24 protein-coding genes are annotated in these 13,810 nt (G+C 39.3%); all 24 read right to left on the bottom strand.

Translation table 11 applies throughout. From position 1 onward, the window contains the following. Window positions 1-195 precede the first annotated feature (195 nt). The gene (gene secY / locus H8700_RS11375) at window positions 196-1,533 is read right to left on the bottom strand and encodes a preprotein translocase subunit SecY (protein WP_249305708.1); all 1,338 of its coding nucleotides are present in this window, start codon (window positions 1,531-1,533) and stop codon (window positions 196-198) included. Between the two features lie 2 nt (window positions 1,534-1,535). Beyond that, window positions 1,536-2,006 carry a 50S ribosomal protein L15 gene (gene rplO / locus H8700_RS11370; RefSeq protein WP_022141336.1) on the bottom strand — a complete coding sequence of 157 codons (471 nt, stop codon included), beginning with the start codon at window positions 2,004-2,006 and terminating at the stop codon, window positions 1,536-1,538. Window positions 2,007-2,283: 277 nt separating this feature from the next. After that, window positions 2,284-2,466 (bottom strand): 50S ribosomal protein L30, encoded by a 183-nt coding sequence (gene rpmD, locus H8700_RS11365; protein WP_022141335.1) that lies wholly within the window; start codon window positions 2,464-2,466, stop codon window positions 2,284-2,286. 22 nt (window positions 2,467-2,488) lie between these two features. Then, window positions 2,489-2,998 carry a 30S ribosomal protein S5 gene (gene rpsE / locus H8700_RS11360; protein ID WP_022141334.1) on the bottom strand — a complete coding sequence of 170 codons (510 nt, stop codon included), beginning with the start codon at window positions 2,996-2,998 and terminating at the stop codon, window positions 2,489-2,491. Between the two features lie 70 nt (window positions 2,999-3,068). Further along, window positions 3,069-3,461, bottom strand: coding sequence for a 50S ribosomal protein L18 (rplR, locus tag H8700_RS11355; protein ID WP_022141333.1), 393 nt, complete (start codon window positions 3,459-3,461; stop codon window positions 3,069-3,071). A gap of 19 nt (window positions 3,462-3,480) precedes the next feature. Next, window positions 3,481-4,023, bottom strand: a complete 543-nt coding sequence (gene rplF / locus H8700_RS11350; protein WP_022141332.1) for a 50S ribosomal protein L6 — start codon at window positions 4,021-4,023, stop codon at window positions 3,481-3,483. A 53-nt stretch (window positions 4,024-4,076) separates the two neighbouring features. After that, a complete protein-coding gene (gene rpsH, locus H8700_RS11345) occupies window positions 4,077-4,478 on the bottom strand; it encodes a 30S ribosomal protein S8 (protein WP_022141331.1) in 402 nt (133 codons plus the stop codon). A gap of 15 nt (window positions 4,479-4,493) precedes the next feature. Continuing rightward, a complete protein-coding gene (locus tag H8700_RS11340; protein WP_022141330.1) occupies window positions 4,494-4,679 on the bottom strand; it encodes a type Z 30S ribosomal protein S14 in 186 nt (61 codons plus the stop codon). 11 nt (window positions 4,680-4,690) lie between these two features. Then, a complete protein-coding gene (gene rplE / locus H8700_RS11335; RefSeq protein WP_022141329.1) occupies window positions 4,691-5,230 on the bottom strand; it encodes a 50S ribosomal protein L5 in 540 nt (179 codons plus the stop codon). Window positions 5,231-5,252: 22 nt separating this feature from the next. Next, window positions 5,253-5,558, bottom strand: coding sequence for a 50S ribosomal protein L24 (rplX, locus tag H8700_RS11330; protein WP_022141328.1), 306 nt, complete (start codon window positions 5,556-5,558; stop codon window positions 5,253-5,255). A 13-nt stretch (window positions 5,559-5,571) separates the two neighbouring features. Beyond that, a complete protein-coding gene (gene rplN / locus H8700_RS11325) occupies window positions 5,572-5,940 on the bottom strand; it encodes a 50S ribosomal protein L14 (RefSeq protein ID WP_022141327.1) in 369 nt (122 codons plus the stop codon). A gap of 92 nt (window positions 5,941-6,032) precedes the next feature. Continuing rightward, on the bottom strand, window positions 6,033-6,287 hold the full coding sequence (gene rpsQ / locus H8700_RS11320; RefSeq protein ID WP_022141326.1) for a 30S ribosomal protein S17: 255 nt from the start codon (window positions 6,285-6,287) through the stop codon (window positions 6,033-6,035). A gap of 46 nt (window positions 6,288-6,333) precedes the next feature. Next, a complete protein-coding gene (gene rpmC, locus H8700_RS11315; protein ID WP_283242257.1) occupies window positions 6,334-6,516 on the bottom strand; it encodes a 50S ribosomal protein L29 in 183 nt (60 codons plus the stop codon). 7 nt (window positions 6,517-6,523) lie between these two features. Next, window positions 6,524-6,961 carry a 50S ribosomal protein L16 gene (gene rplP / locus H8700_RS11310; RefSeq protein WP_022141324.1) on the bottom strand — a complete coding sequence of 146 codons (438 nt, stop codon included), beginning with the start codon at window positions 6,959-6,961 and terminating at the stop codon, window positions 6,524-6,526. Beyond that, window positions 6,961-7,629 (bottom strand): 30S ribosomal protein S3, encoded by a 669-nt coding sequence (gene rpsC, locus H8700_RS11305; RefSeq protein WP_022141323.1) that lies wholly within the window; start codon window positions 7,627-7,629, stop codon window positions 6,961-6,963. Before rpsC ends, rplP begins: the two co-directional genes overlap by 1 nt. Before the next feature lie 34 nt (window positions 7,630-7,663). Further along, window positions 7,664-8,053 carry a 50S ribosomal protein L22 gene (gene rplV / locus H8700_RS11300; protein ID WP_022141322.1) on the bottom strand — a complete coding sequence of 130 codons (390 nt, stop codon included), beginning with the start codon at window positions 8,051-8,053 and terminating at the stop codon, window positions 7,664-7,666. A gap of 73 nt (window positions 8,054-8,126) precedes the next feature. After that, complete coding sequence (gene rpsS / locus H8700_RS11295) at window positions 8,127-8,402, bottom strand: 30S ribosomal protein S19 (RefSeq protein ID WP_022141321.1); 276 nt, start codon at window positions 8,400-8,402, stop codon at window positions 8,127-8,129. A 71-nt stretch (window positions 8,403-8,473) separates the two neighbouring features. Next, window positions 8,474-9,322, bottom strand: a complete 849-nt coding sequence (gene rplB, locus H8700_RS11290; protein WP_022141320.1) for a 50S ribosomal protein L2 — start codon at window positions 9,320-9,322, stop codon at window positions 8,474-8,476. 155 nt (window positions 9,323-9,477) lie between these two features. Beyond that, window positions 9,478-9,777: a 50S ribosomal protein L23 gene (gene rplW / locus H8700_RS11285; protein WP_249305707.1), complete on the bottom strand. Its 300-nt coding sequence runs from the start codon at window positions 9,775-9,777 to the stop codon at window positions 9,478-9,480. Further along, on the bottom strand, window positions 9,777-10,400 hold the full coding sequence (gene rplD / locus H8700_RS11280) for a 50S ribosomal protein L4 (protein WP_022141318.1): 624 nt from the start codon (window positions 10,398-10,400) through the stop codon (window positions 9,777-9,779). Before rplD ends, rplW begins: the two co-directional genes overlap by 1 nt. A 26-nt stretch (window positions 10,401-10,426) precedes the next feature. Then, entirely contained in the window at window positions 10,427-11,110 is a 684-nt protein-coding gene (gene rplC, locus H8700_RS11275; protein ID WP_022141317.1) for a 50S ribosomal protein L3, read from the bottom strand. 195 nt (window positions 11,111-11,305) lie between these two features. Then, window positions 11,306-11,623: a 30S ribosomal protein S10 gene (rpsJ, locus tag H8700_RS11270; protein ID WP_022141316.1), complete on the bottom strand. Its 318-nt coding sequence runs from the start codon at window positions 11,621-11,623 to the stop codon at window positions 11,306-11,308. A 636-nt stretch (window positions 11,624-12,259) separates the two neighbouring features. After that, entirely contained in the window at window positions 12,260-13,117 is an 858-nt protein-coding gene (locus tag H8700_RS11265; protein ID WP_249305706.1) for a hypothetical protein, read from the bottom strand. 100 nt (window positions 13,118-13,217) lie between these two features. Beyond that, complete coding sequence (locus H8700_RS11260) at window positions 13,218-13,772, bottom strand: RNA polymerase sigma factor (RefSeq protein WP_249305705.1); 555 nt, start codon at window positions 13,770-13,772, stop codon at window positions 13,218-13,220. Between the last annotated feature and the right edge of the window lie 38 nt (window positions 13,773-13,810).

Genomic DNA, 13,810 nt, shown 5'->3' with positions numbered 1-13,810 from the left:
CAAACAAAAAAGTGCAAAGCCAGCGCTTTGCACTCCAAGAATTGCTAAAGCAATTCTTGTTGGTGTACCGCTACTGTACGAGCATTTTCCTATATAGCAAAAAGGGCAGCGACATCTGAATAGACATCGTTGCCCTTTGAAAAAACATAATCGATATTTGTTTTTTGTAAATATTCGATCGTATACGGATCCTGATTATTCGCTGATGAAACCTCTGTAATGACGAACCAGCATCTGTGATTCAATCTGTTTTAATGTTTCAAGAACGACACCAACGATAATGATCAATGATGTACCACCGAATGAAACATCGGCTCCGAAAGCACCTGAGAAGAAGATTGGAATGATAGCTACAATAGATAATCCGATCGCACCAATAAAGATGATGCTGTTGAGTACATTTGTCAGATAATCTACCGTTGGCTTACCGGGACGGATACCCGGAATGAAGCCACCCTGCTTCTTCATGTTCATAGATACTTCCTGTGGGTTGAAAGTAATTGATGTATAGAAGTATGCAAAGAAAATCAACAATAATACATAAATTACTAATCCCAACGTATACTTAAACTCACCAAAACTTCCGAATTTACACCAAGAGTTCTGGTTCAAAAGTGTTAAGATCTTCTGTCCAATAGATGCCTTTGCACCGGTTGCCGGCTGAACACCTGCAAATCCTGCGATAACGATCGGCATCTGGAATAAAGATCCTGCAAAGATAACCGGGATAACACCTGCGGTATTGATCTTCAACGGAATATGTGAAGACTGTCCGCCAACAAGCTTTCTACCCTGTGTTTTCTTTGAATATTGTACATTGATTCTTCTTTCACCATCAGAGAGGATGATAATGAATACAACTGTTGCAATAATAACTGCAATGATAACAATAGCAGCCAATAAACCATTTGTTACATTGGATGCACCGGATACGAATTTCTCAAATAAAGTCATCATATCCTCCGGCATACGGGAAACAATGTTGTATAACAGGATAATAGAAATACCATTACCAACACCCTTTTCTGTAACCTGCTCACCTAACCACATCAAGAAACTTGCACCTGTAGTTAATGAAACAACGATAACAGCGATTGATGTGAAAGACACACCATTTGTTAAATATCCGCTTCTACCGAAGCCATATGCCATTGCTGCACTTTCTACTACTGCAAGAGCAACTGATAAATATCTTGTATATTCACCAATTTTTTTTCTACCTTCTTCTCCGTCTTTATGAAGTTCTTCCAAGCGAGGAATCGCAATTGTTAATAATTGCAAGATGATAGAAGCCGTAATGTATGGCGTGATATTCAATGCAAAAATCGACATCTGAGAGAATGAACCACCGGTCAACTGGTTAAAGAAGTCCAGTGAGTTGTTTTCATTAAACCACTCAGATATAACAGATGCATCGACTCCCGGCACCGGAAGCTGACATCCGATTCGTACCACGATCAATACCATAAAAGTATACAAAATCTTTTTTCTAAGATCTTTAATCTTAAATGCATTGCGGACTGTTTCAAACATCCTTAGATCACCTCAGCTTTTCCACCAAGAGCTTCAATCTTTTCTACCGCAGTTTTACTAAATGGCTGATTCTTTTTACCCTTTACACCATAAGCTTTTAACTGAACTGTAAGCTTCTTAGTTAATTCTCCATTTCCGAGTATCTTAACTCCATCCTTAGGATTATTAATGATGCCCTTCTCCTGTAATGTTTCTACAGTTACAACATCACCATCGTTGAACTTGTTAAGCTTGTCAACATTTACTGCAATAATCTCAAGAGAGTTGATGTTTGTAAATCCTCTCTTTGGAAGACGCATATAAAGTGGTAACTGTCCACCTTCAAAACCCGGACGTGGAGCGCCTGAACGAGCCTTCTGACCCTTATGTCCCTTACCTGCTGTCTTACCATTTCCTGAACCGTGTCCACGACCTCTTCTAAAGTTGTCGCTCTGCTTTGATCCTTTTGCCGGACTCAAATTTGATAAATTCATGTTTACCTCCTAAAAACTGGTGACTCCTTTTTTCGTACCTTTTCTCTTTCCTTCTTCGCGGTACGGAGTCTGATCACTAACGGGTATGCGGCACTACCCTCGCTACATAATAAAAACTCTGCCACAAGTCAATATTTTACCATAATGTATAGCTGTTTGGCTAGTCTTTTTTGAATTTTTTTATAATCAGCAAAAACAAAAAAGCTATAAGTGAAGATCCAGGCTGCCCAAAGGCAAGCCCAACCTTTCACTTATAGCGTTCATCTTTGTATGACTACTAGATTTCTTCCACCTTTACAAGATGTCTTACATGCCAAACCATGCCTTTAACAGCATCGTTGTTAGGCAGCTCTACTGTCTTACCGATCTTCTTTAAACCTAAAGCTTCAACAGTTGCACGCTGCTTTGGAATGGCACCAATAGTAGACTTTACTAAAGTAACTTTTAACTTATCTGCCATAATTCGATTCCATCCTTTCAAATTAGCCTAAAAGTTCTTCAACAGAAATGCCACGAGCCTTAGCAACTTCTTCCGGAGTCTTTAAGTTATTAAGACCTTCAATAGCTGCAAGTACAACGTTCTGTTTGTTGTTAGAACCAAGAGACTTTGTACGAATGTTCTTGTATCCTGCAAGCTCGAGTACGCAACGAACAGGACCACCGGCGATGATACCTGTACCTTCTGGAGCTTTCTTGATCAAAACGGAAGCACTTCCAAATTTACCTGTGAAGTCATGTGGTACACTACCATTCTCATCCATAGGAACTTCTACTAATTTCTTAGTAGCATCTTCTCTTCCTTTACGGATAGCTTCTGGAATCTCGGCTGCTTTACCAAGACCTACACCTACATGTCCGTTCTTATCGCCAACTACTACTAATGCAGTAAATCTCATGTTACGTCCACCTTTTACAACCTTGGTTACACGTTTGATCGTTACTACATTATCTTCTAGCTCTAAATTGCTAGTATCAATAATTGTACGTTTCATGAGTTGTTTTCCTCCTAAATTAATATCCATCCTTTTTGAATCTTTCCAAAAAGATTACGTTCAACAGAGCCTAGAAATTTAATCCGGCTTCTCTGGCTGCTTCAGCTAAAGCCTTGATCTTACCCTGATATATGAAACCGCCTCTATCAAAGACAACGTTTGTAATACCTTTATCTGCTGCTTTCTTAGCGATCGCTTCACCAAGCTTTGCAGCTGCTTCTACATTGTTTGTTTTTGTTAAACCATCTTTAACATCTTTGTCTAATGTAGATGCAGCAACGAGTGTTGCACCAGACTTGTTACCATTGGCATCAATAACTGTGTCGTCAATAATCTGAGCGTACATATGATTGTTGCTTCTAAATACAGCTAAACGTGGTCTCTCAGTTGTTCCTGAAAGACGATTACGAACCTTCATGTGTTTTTTCACACGAACTTCTACTCTTGACTGCTTCTTAATCATCGTATTATCACTCCTTTAATTATTTTTTACCTGTCTTACCAACTTTACGTCTAATAACTTCATCAGCGTATTTGATACCCTTACCTTTATATGGTTCCGGAGCTCTCTTTTCTCTGATTTCAGCAGCGTATTGGCCAACTTTTTCTTTGTCGATACCTTTAACAATGATCTTGTTCTGTCCTTCGACTTCAACTTCGACACCGTCAGGATCTTCCATCTCTACAGGATGAGAATATCCAAGAGAAAGTGTTAATACTTTACCCTTCTTCTGAGCTCTGTAACCAACACCGTTTACTTCGAGCTCTTTCTGATATCCTTCTGTAACACCAATTACCATGTTGTTAAGAAGAGATCTTGTAAGACCATGAAGAGATTTCATTTTCTTTAAGTCATTTGGACGAGTAACAACGATTTCGTCATTCTCTAACTTAATTGTCATCTCAGCAGGTAAAACTCTTTCAAGAGTACCCTTTGGTCCTTTTACAGTCACTTTATTATTTTCTGCAATATCAACAGTAACTCCTGCCGGTACCGCGATAGGCATTCTTCCGATACGTGACATGCCGTGCACCTCCATTTTCTGTACTTGTAGCGATAACTACATTCATCCGGAAACTACCAAACGAATGCAAGTACCTCGCCGCCTACGTTTTCTTTTCTTGCTTCTTTGTCTGTCATAACGCCCTTGTTTGTTGAAACAATGGCAATACCAAGACCACCGAGTACTCGTGGAAGCTCTTCTTTTGATGCATAAACACGAAGACCTGGTTTAGAGATTCTCTTTAAACCTGTAATAATCTTTTCATTCTTGTCTGCACCATATTTTAATGTAATATGAATCATGCTGATACCATCAACGTCAATCATATCGAATTTCTTAATGTAACCTTCTTTTAAAAGGATTTCTGCGATAGAAACCTTCATCTTTGAACAAGGTACATCCACTGTATCGTGCTTTGCTGTATTCGCATTACGAATTCTTGTAAGCATATCTGCAATAGGATCGCTCGTCATCATCTTAGTTTTACCTCCTTACCAGCTTGCTTTCTTCACGCCTGGAATCTGTCCTTTATAAGCCAACTCACGGAAGCAGATTCTGCAAATTCCGTATTTTCTTAAATAAGCATGTGGACGACCACAAATCTTGCAACGGCTGTATTCTCTTGAAGAGAATTTAGCCTTACGCTGCTGCTTAACTTTCATAGAAGTTTTAGCCATGATTTTCCTCCTTATTTCTTGAAAGGCATACCGAACTGTGTTAATAATTCACGAGCCTCTTCATCTGTTTCAGCTGTAGTAACAACAATTACGTCCATACCTCTAACCTTGTCAACTTTGTCATATTCGATTTCAGGGAAGATCAACTGTTCCTTGATACCAAGTGCATAGTTACCTCTACCATCAAAAGCATTAGGGTTAACACCTCTGAAGTCACGTACACGAGGTAATGCTAAATTCACAAGACGATCTAAGAACTCATACATCTTGTCACCCCTTAAAGTAACCTTACAACCGATAGGCATTCCTTCTCTTAACTTGAAGTTAGCGATAGAATTCTTAGCCTTTGTTGTAACTGCCTTCTGTCCTGTGATAGTCTCTAACTCAGCAACAGCGGCATCGAGAACCTTAGAGTTCTCTTTTGCTTCACCGATACCCATATTTACAACAATCTTTGCAAGCTTAGGTACCTGCATAACGTTTTTATAACCAAACTTCTTTGTCATTGCATCGACAATTTCATTTTTATAAGTTTCATATAAACGAGTCAACTTTTATTTCCTCCTTTCCAAATTAATCGATTACTTCACCAGTTGCCTTGGCATAACGAACTTTCTTATCGCCTTCCATTTTAAATCCGACACGGGAAGCTTTTCCTTTGCTAACATACATTACGTTAGACATATCGATAGGAGCAGACTGCTGTACAATTCCACCCTGTGGGTTTGCCTGACTAGGTTTTGTGTGCTTTGTAACCTGGTTGATACCTTCGATCACAACTTTACCATCTTTTACAGATGTTACCTTGCCTTCTCTACCTTTATCTTTACCGGTGATAACCTTTACAGTATCACCTTTCTTAATCTTGCTAGTTGCCACAATGACACCTCCCTTATAAAACTTCTGGTGCTAATGAAACGATTTTCATGAACTGTTTGTCTCTTAATTCTCTAGCGACTGGTCCAAAGATACGTGTTCCTCTTGGTGTCTTATCATCTTTGATGATTACAGCTGCGTTCTCATCAAATCTGATATAAGATCCATCCGGACGACGTGTCTTATTAACAGTACGAACTACAACGGCTTTCACAACGTCACCTTTCTTTACAACACCGCCTGGTGTTGCATCTTTAACAGAAGCAACAATAACATCACCGATGTTGGCATATCTTCTGGTTGAGCCGCCCATAACTCTGATACAAAGAAGTTCTTTAGCACCTGTATTATCAGCTACCTTAAGTCTTGATTCCTGCTGTACCATGATTACCTCCATATTCCGCCGCAACGTTCACGGCCTAACATTTGTTACGTCAATTTCACTGCATTACACAGTAAATTCGATGACCGGCAAAATTATTTTGCTCTTTCGATTACTTCTACAAGTCTCCATCTCTTGTCTTTTGATAATGGTCTTGTCTCCATAACTCTTACTCTGTCACCAATCTTGCATGTATTCTCTTCGTCATGAGCCTTTAATTTGTAAGTTCTCTTAACGATCTTTCCATAAAGTGGATGCTTTACGTTATCTACTACAGCAACAACGATTGTCTTATCCATCTTATCACTAACAACTTTACCTACACGGGTTTTTCTAAGATTTCTCTCCACAACAGGTTCCTCCTTTCCATGTTGTATGCAAACTATATTGAATCAATTATGCCTTCTGTGCTGCGAGCACTGTCTGAATTCTTGCGATATTCTTTTTAACCTCTTTGATTCTACTTGTATTATCCAACTGGTTTGTTGCGTTCTGGAATCTCAAATTGAAAAGTTCCTTCTTAGCTGCAACTAAATCTTCATTTAATTCTGCTGCAGATTTACTCTTTAAATCTTCCATAAACTGCTTAGTCTTCACTGCCCGCACCTCCTTCTAAATCAGCACGAGATACAACTTTACATCTTATAGGCAACTTATGAGTTGCAAGACGTAACGCTTCTCTTGCTACATCTTCTGGAACGCCTGAAATCTCGAACATTACACGACCAGGCTTAACTACTGCTACCCAGTATTCTAACGCACCTTTACCTTTACCCATTCGAGTCTCGGCCGGAGTCTTTGTTACTGGCTTATCTGGGAAAATCTTAATCCAAACTTTACCACCACGCTTGATATAACGAGTCATAGCAATACGGGCTGCCTCAATCTGGTTTGATTTGATCCATGCTGGCTCTAAAGCCACAATACCATATTCACCGTTTGAAATCTTGTTTCCTCGGAGCGCTTTACCTGCCATACTACCGCGGAACTGTTTACGATGCTTTACTCTCTTTGGCATTAACATTATTTATCGCTCCCTTCCTTTTTTGTATTTTTTTTAGCTGGAAGAACTTCGCCATTATATACCCATACCTTTACACCAACTTTACCGTAAGTTGTGTCAGCCTCAGCGAAACCATAGTCAATATCAGCACGTAATGTCTGAAGTGGAATAGTTCCCTCGCTGTAGAACTCTGTACGAGCCATATCTGCACCACCAAGACGACCAGAACAAGCTGCCTTGATTCCCTTTGCGCCTGTCTTTAAAGTTCTGCTCATTGCAGACTTCATAGCACGACGGAAAGAAATACGGTTCTCTAACTGCTGTGCAATATTCTCAGCAACTAACTGTGCATGTTTGTCAGGGTTCTTAACATCCATGATCTTGATGTCAAGAGCAACCTTTCTATCTAAAACTTTAACTAATTCTTTCTTTAAGTTCTCAATCTCAGCACCACCTTTACCGATTACGAAACCAGGCTTAGCTGTATGAATGATGACTCTCACTTTGTCGGTAGGTCTTTCGATCTCAATTTTTGAGATTCCAGCACTGTATAATTTCTTCTTTACGAATTCTCTGATCTTGTAATCTTCTACAAGAAAATCTGAGAAATTGTCCTCTGCGTACCAATTAGAATCCCAGTCCTTGATAACACCGACTCTTAAACCATGAGGATTAACTTTCTGTCCCATTTCAATCTCCTTTCATCGATCAATAAAACGATAATTAGCGCTCATTGAGAATTACTGTGATATGACTCATTCTCTTCTCAATACGATAAGCTCTACCCTGAGCTCTTGGTCTAATTCTCTTCATTGTCGGTCCTTTATTTGCAAAACACTCTTCAATGTATAAATCTGCCGGATTCATTCCATTGTTGTTCTCAGCATTTGCGATTGCAGACTGTAAAACTTTTAAAATAATGCTAGAAGCGTATCTTGGATTGTATGATAAAATACCAATTGCTGTCTCAACATCTTTGCCTCTGATGGCATCTAATACATAACAAGCCTTCTGCACTGAAACTCTTGCGTATGATAACTTTGCTGAAGGTCTGGTATCTTTCTGGTTCTCATTTCTCTCTCTTTTAATTTGAGATCTATGTCCCTTTGCCATTGATGAAGCCTCCTTTCAATTTCAGATGAATTGCTCCAATGTGGCTTATGCCACACCGAGCAGTTACTTTTTATTATCTACCTTTTTTCTCGTCTTTTCCATGACCTCTGTAAGTTCTTGTTGCAACGAACTCACCGAGCTTGTGTCCAACCATATCTTCTGTAACATATACAGGTACATGCTTTCTACCATCATGTACTGCAAATGTTAATCCAACAAATGATGGGAAAATAGTGGAACGACGAGACCATGTCTTAATAACCTGTGAATCGCCTGATGCTACAGCAGCATCTACCTTCTTGAGAAGGCTCTTGTCAGCGAAAGGTCCTTTCTTTAATGAACGTGCCATTGTATCCTCCATTCTGCCGAATCTTTCCGGCTATTCCAACTCTCTAGAACCGATCTGGTAATTTAAAGGAATTATTTAACCTTTAAAGCCTTACCATCTCTTCTTCTTACGATCAACTTGTTTGACTTATTGTTCTTCTTACGTGTCTTTAATCCAAGAGCAGGTTTACCCCAAGGTGTACATGGGCCAGAGCGTCCTACTGGAGCCTTACCTTCACCACCACCATGTGGATGGTCATTAGGGTTCATAACAGAACCACGAACGGTAGGTCTGATACCCATATTACGCTTACGTCCGGCTTTACCGATATTTACGAGGGCATGCTCACCATTTCCGATAACACCAACTGTTGCACGGCAAACGATTGGAACCATTCTCATCTCGCCTGAAGGAAGTCTGAGTGTTGCATACTTTCCTTCTTTTGCCATAAGCTGTGCGCTGTTACCTGCGGAACGTACAAGCTGTCCGCCCTTACCAGGATAAAGCTCGATGTTATGGATCTGAGTACCAACTGGAATATTTTCAAGTGGAAGACAGTTACCAACTTCGATTTCTGCTGTTGGACCATTCATGATCTTCTGACCAACTTTTAATCCGTTAGGAGCAAGGATATAAGCCTTCTCACCATCAGCATATGCAACTAATGCAATGTTTGCTGTTCTGTTTGGATCATACTCGATTGTCTTAACTGTACCTACAACACCATCTTTGTTTCTCTTAAAATCAATAATTCTATATTTTCTTCTAGAACCACCACCGTGATGTCTTACAGTGATCTTACCCTGTGCATTACGGCCGGCATTCTTCTTTAATGACACTGTTAATGACTTTTCCGGAGTATCGGCTGTAATCTCAGTTCTTTCGATTACTGTCATGTGTCTTCTGGAAGGTGTATATGGGTTAAATGTTTTAATTCCCATGACGTTATCTCCTTTCAATATTCATCATTATTTTTATAATGATCCGCGCGATAGGTTTTCCACGCGTATTTTCAAACTCAGAAATCTCTTTGTCCGACAATCATCTTTCAAAGCATCTGATTTCTTTCGGATATAAAACCGTATCTTCTTTCGGCCTACAGACCTTCGAAGATTTCGATTTCCTTAGAATCCTCTGTCAACTGAACGATAGCTTTCTTTGTCTTAGCAGTCTTTCCTGCAGTTCTGCCACGGCGACGAGTCTTACCATCTAAGTTCATTGTGTTTACCTTAGCAACCTTAGTTCCTTCAAAAAGCTTCTCAACAGCTTCTTTTACCTGAGACTTTGTTGCATCCGGATGTACTGAAAAAGTGTACTTCTTCTCTTCCATAGCCATCATAGATTTTTCTGTTACAAGTGGCTTCAGAATGATATCATAATATTTTAAATCTGCCATTATGCGTACACCTCCTCAATCTTTTCAACAGCGTTCTTTGTAGCAACGACTGTGTCATATTTTAAAATGTCATATACGTTGATTGCATTAAATGCTACAACTCTTACTCCGGCAATATTTCTTGCTGAAAGAGCAACGTTTGCGTTGTCTTCTCCATCAAGTACAACCAAAGCTTTTTCTACTTTCAAAGAATCAAGTACGTTTACCATCTTCTTTGTCTTGATCTCATCAAACTTTAAGGAATCCAATACAAAGAACTTCTCCTCATTTACTCTTGATGTAAGAGCTGATTTGATTGCTCCTGCCTTTTCCTTTTTGTTCATCTTGAAAGAATATTCTCTAGGTGTTGGAGCAAATACAACTCCACCGCCTGTCCACTGTGGAGCTCTTGTAGAACCCTGTCTTGCATGACCAGTTCCTTTCTGTCTCCAAGGTTTTCTTCCACCGCCGCGTACTTCTGAGCGAGTCTTTGCTTTCTGAGTACCCTGACGCTTATTTGCAAGCTGTAATACTGCAGCCATATGCATTAAATGTTCATTTACATTAGCAGCGAATACGTTGTCGTTTAAGTCCATCTTTCCAACTTCACTGCCTTCCATATTATAAACAGATACTGTAGCCATCTGTGTGTTCCTCCTTTCCAAAAGAATTATTTACCAGTCTTTACGCTTTCCTTTAATAATACACAAGCTTTCTTAGGTCCCGGAACAGCGCCCTTGACAAGAATTAAGTTCTGGTCTGCATCAACCTTAACGATTTCAAGATTCTGGATTGTTACATTTACAGAACCCATATGACCAGGCATCTTCTTTCCTTTAAATACACGTCCCGGATCAGAACAAGCACCGTTTGAACCGGCATGTCTGTGGAACTTAGAACCATGTCCCATAGGTCCTCTGTGAAGACCATGTCTCTTGATCGCACCCTGGAAACCTTTACCCTTTGTAGTACCGCTAACATCAATCTTGTCACCGGCTTCAAAGATATCAGCTTTGATCTCCTGACCAAGTGTGTACTCTTCAGCGTTCTCAAACTTAAATTCTTTCAGATATCTCTTTCCTGAAACACCTGCTTTTGCAAAGTGACCCTGTAATGGCTTATTAACACCATGTGATCTCTTTACTTCTTTCTTTCCTGCGGCATCTTTGCTGATAACTTTATCTTTCTTATCAACGAAGCCTACCTGAACTGCACTGTAACCGTCATTATCAACTGTCTTTACCTGTGTAACATAGCAAGGACCAGCCTGAAGTACAGTGACCGGAGTTAAAACTCCATTCTCGTTGAAGATCTGTGTCATACCGACCTTCGTAGCTAAAATAGCTTTCTTCATACTAGATGCACCTCCTGTTAATCTACAGCGGATTTCATTGTCTGACCATGTCAGCTCATCATATTCATGACGATCGGGTTTCCCCTTCCTTTGAAATCATCCTAGATGGCCTATAATGTGCAAGTTCGTAAACCAAAAACTTGAACTGCCTTGCGGGCAGTCTTTTTTATATAAACCCTAAGGACTTACTTGTCTTTATTTTTCTTTCATTTTTAATACTACTGCAACACCAGATGGCATTTCCATTTTTGTCAATGCTTCAATGGTCTTCTGAGTAGGAGCGATAACATCAATCAGTCTCTTATGTGTTCTCTGCTCGAACTGCTCTCTGGAATCTTTGTACTTATGAACAGCACGAAGAATTGTTACAACTTCCTTCTTTGTCGGAAGAGGTACAGGTCCACTAACTTTAGCTCCTGTCTTCTTTACTGTCTCAATAATCTTTCCAGCAGCATGATCAATCTGATTGTGGTCATACGCTTTGAGTGTAATTCTCATTACATTTGTTGCCATAAAAAAAGCCGCCTCCTTTTCGCACTTTTACAGGTTATACTGATCTTGGGTTTCCCCATATACCTGCTAATTTGAGCGGAACAAGTGGTGACTGTACACTTAACCGGGTGTGTCATGCTTGGTTTACTGATTTTGCATAACTCCCTCTTTTCTGCATAAACGCAGAATATGAAATTGTACAGTGACTTGTCGCCAGTTTCCTAACTTGACATTCGCTCCACGGAAAACCTACAGATTTCTCTGTAGCAACCTCACGCTTCATAGCTATCAATGTCACAGCAAGTACAATTCTATCACGCTTTTTAAGGGTTTGCAAGCTTTTTCCTCGTTTTTTTCGCATTATTAACACAATATTTACATTTTCTACATATTCGCTATTTTACTGGTAAAATACCGGCTTCTTTTGTATATTTTTCCCTATATTTGCTCATTTTGTATTGGTTTCTTCCTATTATATTGTATAAAGGTTATCAGTCCTATACCAGATGAGACTGATAACCTTTATATCTTATAATTGATTTCCTTTTTCACATTACAATCTGTAATATCCTTATTCGGATTTTGGTACTTTTGCTCTTACCGGGTGCAAGTGTATTCCATAGTATATTCCTTTACAAGCTTCCTTTCATCATAGCACTACTGTATATATTTTATCCGAAAACTTGTTATTGCATTTTTCATCTCAGTCTCGCTGACATTTCCCATCAATTCATAACGCACATTTTGAAACTGAAAAATACCTTTTACACTTCCATCCGTTTCATCAGATTCGGAGAAGATATAATATTTTCCAAAGGTTTTATCATATCCTGTTTTAACAAGCTGGCCACAAATCGTTTCGATATACTTCATTTTCTTTTTTGTACTTTCACGTTTTCCATACATTGTCAGAGTCAGGTTAAGCAGTTTTTGATCTTTATTATCATTCCCTAGCCGGTATACCGGTCCCAGCACCGAGATCATCTCATCAACATACTTCTGCCCCTGGTCAGTAAGCTCAATGCCACCTCTGTCATACGGCAGTCCAATAGAGCACTCGGCATGTTCCTTCCTTAATTTATCACTATCTAACACAGTAATCTCCAGTTTTTGCGATAATTTTTTCAAAGATTGTACTTTTACCATACCACAACTCGGATCAATCTCTGACGCATCCGGCCATTTCACAGTAAGATACCCCAATTTCAAATTTACTTTTTCATCATTTGTAATTACACTCTGATGCACTAAAAAGCTTTTGGCCACCCCCTTTACCGTATCCCAGTTCCATATTGTGATCCCAAATATTAAAAGCATTATCATGCAGGCAGCCATAATTTTTTCCTTTGTTTTCTTTTCCCAGCGTTGTAATTCTATAACCGCTCTATCACTTTCCTCTCCTCTTTCTCCTTTCTCCTCATGGATCAAACGCAATGCTTTCGAAACCTTCTCTTCTACAACATCCGGGATATCTGCCTTTTCCCTTAATTTATTTTTGAATTCTCTTCTTTCCATAATAATCCCTCTTTTCTGTATTCGATTTCTCTATACATTTTTCTTTCATCTTCATTGCTATTTTCTTTTCAGTATATTCCTTTCATGCCCATACTTACTTTTACTTATCCCCCAAATATATCTTCAGGAGCGTTCTCCCTCTTACCAGCCTGGTTCGAACCGTTGCCGATCGCATCCCAAGCATCATTGCGATTTCCCTTGAATTATATCCCTCTGCATAATACAGGACTAAAATAGTACGATATTTTTCCGGAATACATTGCATCAGATCTTCAAATTCCACATTGCTATATCCTTGCTCCTTTTGTCCCATAAACGGCATTTCCTCTTCCTCCATTTGGCACTCTCTTTTTTTCTTTCGAAGTAGATCATTACACTCATTGATCACAATGCGTATCAGCCAAGTTTTAAAAAAATGTGGTTTTTGTAAACGTGTCAGTGACTGATAACATTTTAAAATACTTTCCTGTAAAACATCTGCAATATCTTCCTCATTCTTCAAATAACTCCTTGCCACTTTATACATGCTTTGCTTACACCGTTCTATCATTCTGATATAAGCTTCGTCATCACCTTTCTTGGCTAAAATCACATCCTGTACCCAAGCATCCGCTTTCCTCTTTTTATCTTCTGTTGCTTTTCTTTTTTCTTCCACGTACTCCCTCCTTTACATTTTATAAAATGATACTTTTT

The organism is Jutongia hominis (assembly GCF_014384965.1).
GTDB lineage: Bacteria > Bacillota > Clostridia > Lachnospirales > Lachnospiraceae > Butyribacter > Butyribacter hominis.
Note: the sequence above shows the minus strand (reverse complement) of the source record. Positions and strands in the feature narration are given on the sequence as shown.

Coding starts and splice junctions, on each gene's coding strand:
- rplD (WP_022141318.1), bottom strand. CDS start 10,400: ATGGCTACAGTATCTGTTTATAATATGGAAGGCAGTGAAGTTGGAAAG.
- H8700_RS11265 (WP_249305706.1), bottom strand. CDS start 13,117: ATGGAAAGAAGAGAATTCAAAAATAAATTAAGGGAAAAGGCAGATATC.
- rpsC (WP_022141323.1), bottom strand. CDS start 7,629: ATGGGACAGAAAGTTAATCCTCATGGTTTAAGAGTCGGTGTTATCAAG.
- rplR (WP_022141333.1), bottom strand. CDS start 3,461: ATGATTAAGAAGCAGTCAAGAGTAGAAGTTCGTGTGAAAAAACACATG.
- rpsH (WP_022141331.1), bottom strand. CDS start 4,478: ATGATGACGAGCGATCCTATTGCAGATATGCTTACAAGAATTCGTAAT.
- rpmD (WP_022141335.1), bottom strand. CDS start 2,466: ATGGCAGATAAGTTAAAAGTTACTTTAGTAAAGTCTACTATTGGTGCC.
- rplO (WP_022141336.1), bottom strand. CDS start 2,006: ATGAATTTATCAAATTTGAGTCCGGCAAAAGGATCAAAGCAGAGCGAC.
- rplW (WP_249305707.1), bottom strand. CDS start 9,777: ATGGCAGATTTAAAATATTATGATATCATTCTGAAGCCACTTGTAACA.
- H8700_RS11340 (WP_022141330.1), bottom strand. CDS start 4,679: ATGGCTAAAACTTCTATGAAAGTTAAGCAGCAGCGTAAGGCTAAATTC.
- rplV (WP_022141322.1), bottom strand. CDS start 8,053: ATGGCAAAGGGACATAGATCTCAAATTAAAAGAGAGAGAAATGAGAAC.
- rplF (WP_022141332.1), bottom strand. CDS start 4,023: ATGTCACGTATCGGAAGAATGCCTATCGCGGTACCGGCAGGAGTTACT.
- secY (WP_249305708.1), bottom strand. CDS start 1,533: ATGTTTGAAACAGTCCGCAATGCATTTAAGATTAAAGATCTTAGAAAA.
- rpsS (WP_022141321.1), bottom strand. CDS start 8,402: ATGGCACGTTCATTAAAGAAAGGACCTTTCGCTGACAAGAGCCTTCTC.
- rpmC (WP_283242257.1), bottom strand. CDS start 6,516: ATGGAAGATTTAAAGAGTAAATCTGCAGCAGAATTAAATGAAGATTTA.
- rpsJ (WP_022141316.1), bottom strand. CDS start 11,623: ATGGCAACAAATGTAATGAGAATTACACTCAAAGCGTATGACCACAAT.
- rplN (WP_022141327.1), bottom strand. CDS start 5,940: ATGGTACAGCAGGAATCAAGACTTAAGGTAGCTGATAATACAGGTGCT.
- rplC (WP_022141317.1), bottom strand. CDS start 11,110: ATGAAGAAAGCTATTTTAGCTACGAAGGTCGGTATGACACAGATCTTC.
- rplB (WP_022141320.1), bottom strand. CDS start 9,322: ATGGGAATTAAAACATTTAACCCATATACACCTTCCAGAAGACACATG.
- rplP (WP_022141324.1), bottom strand. CDS start 6,961: ATGTTAATGCCAAAGAGAGTAAAGCATCGTAAACAGTTCCGCGGTAGT.
- rpsE (WP_022141334.1), bottom strand. CDS start 2,998: ATGAAACGTACAATTATTGATACTAGCAATTTAGAGCTAGAAGATAAT.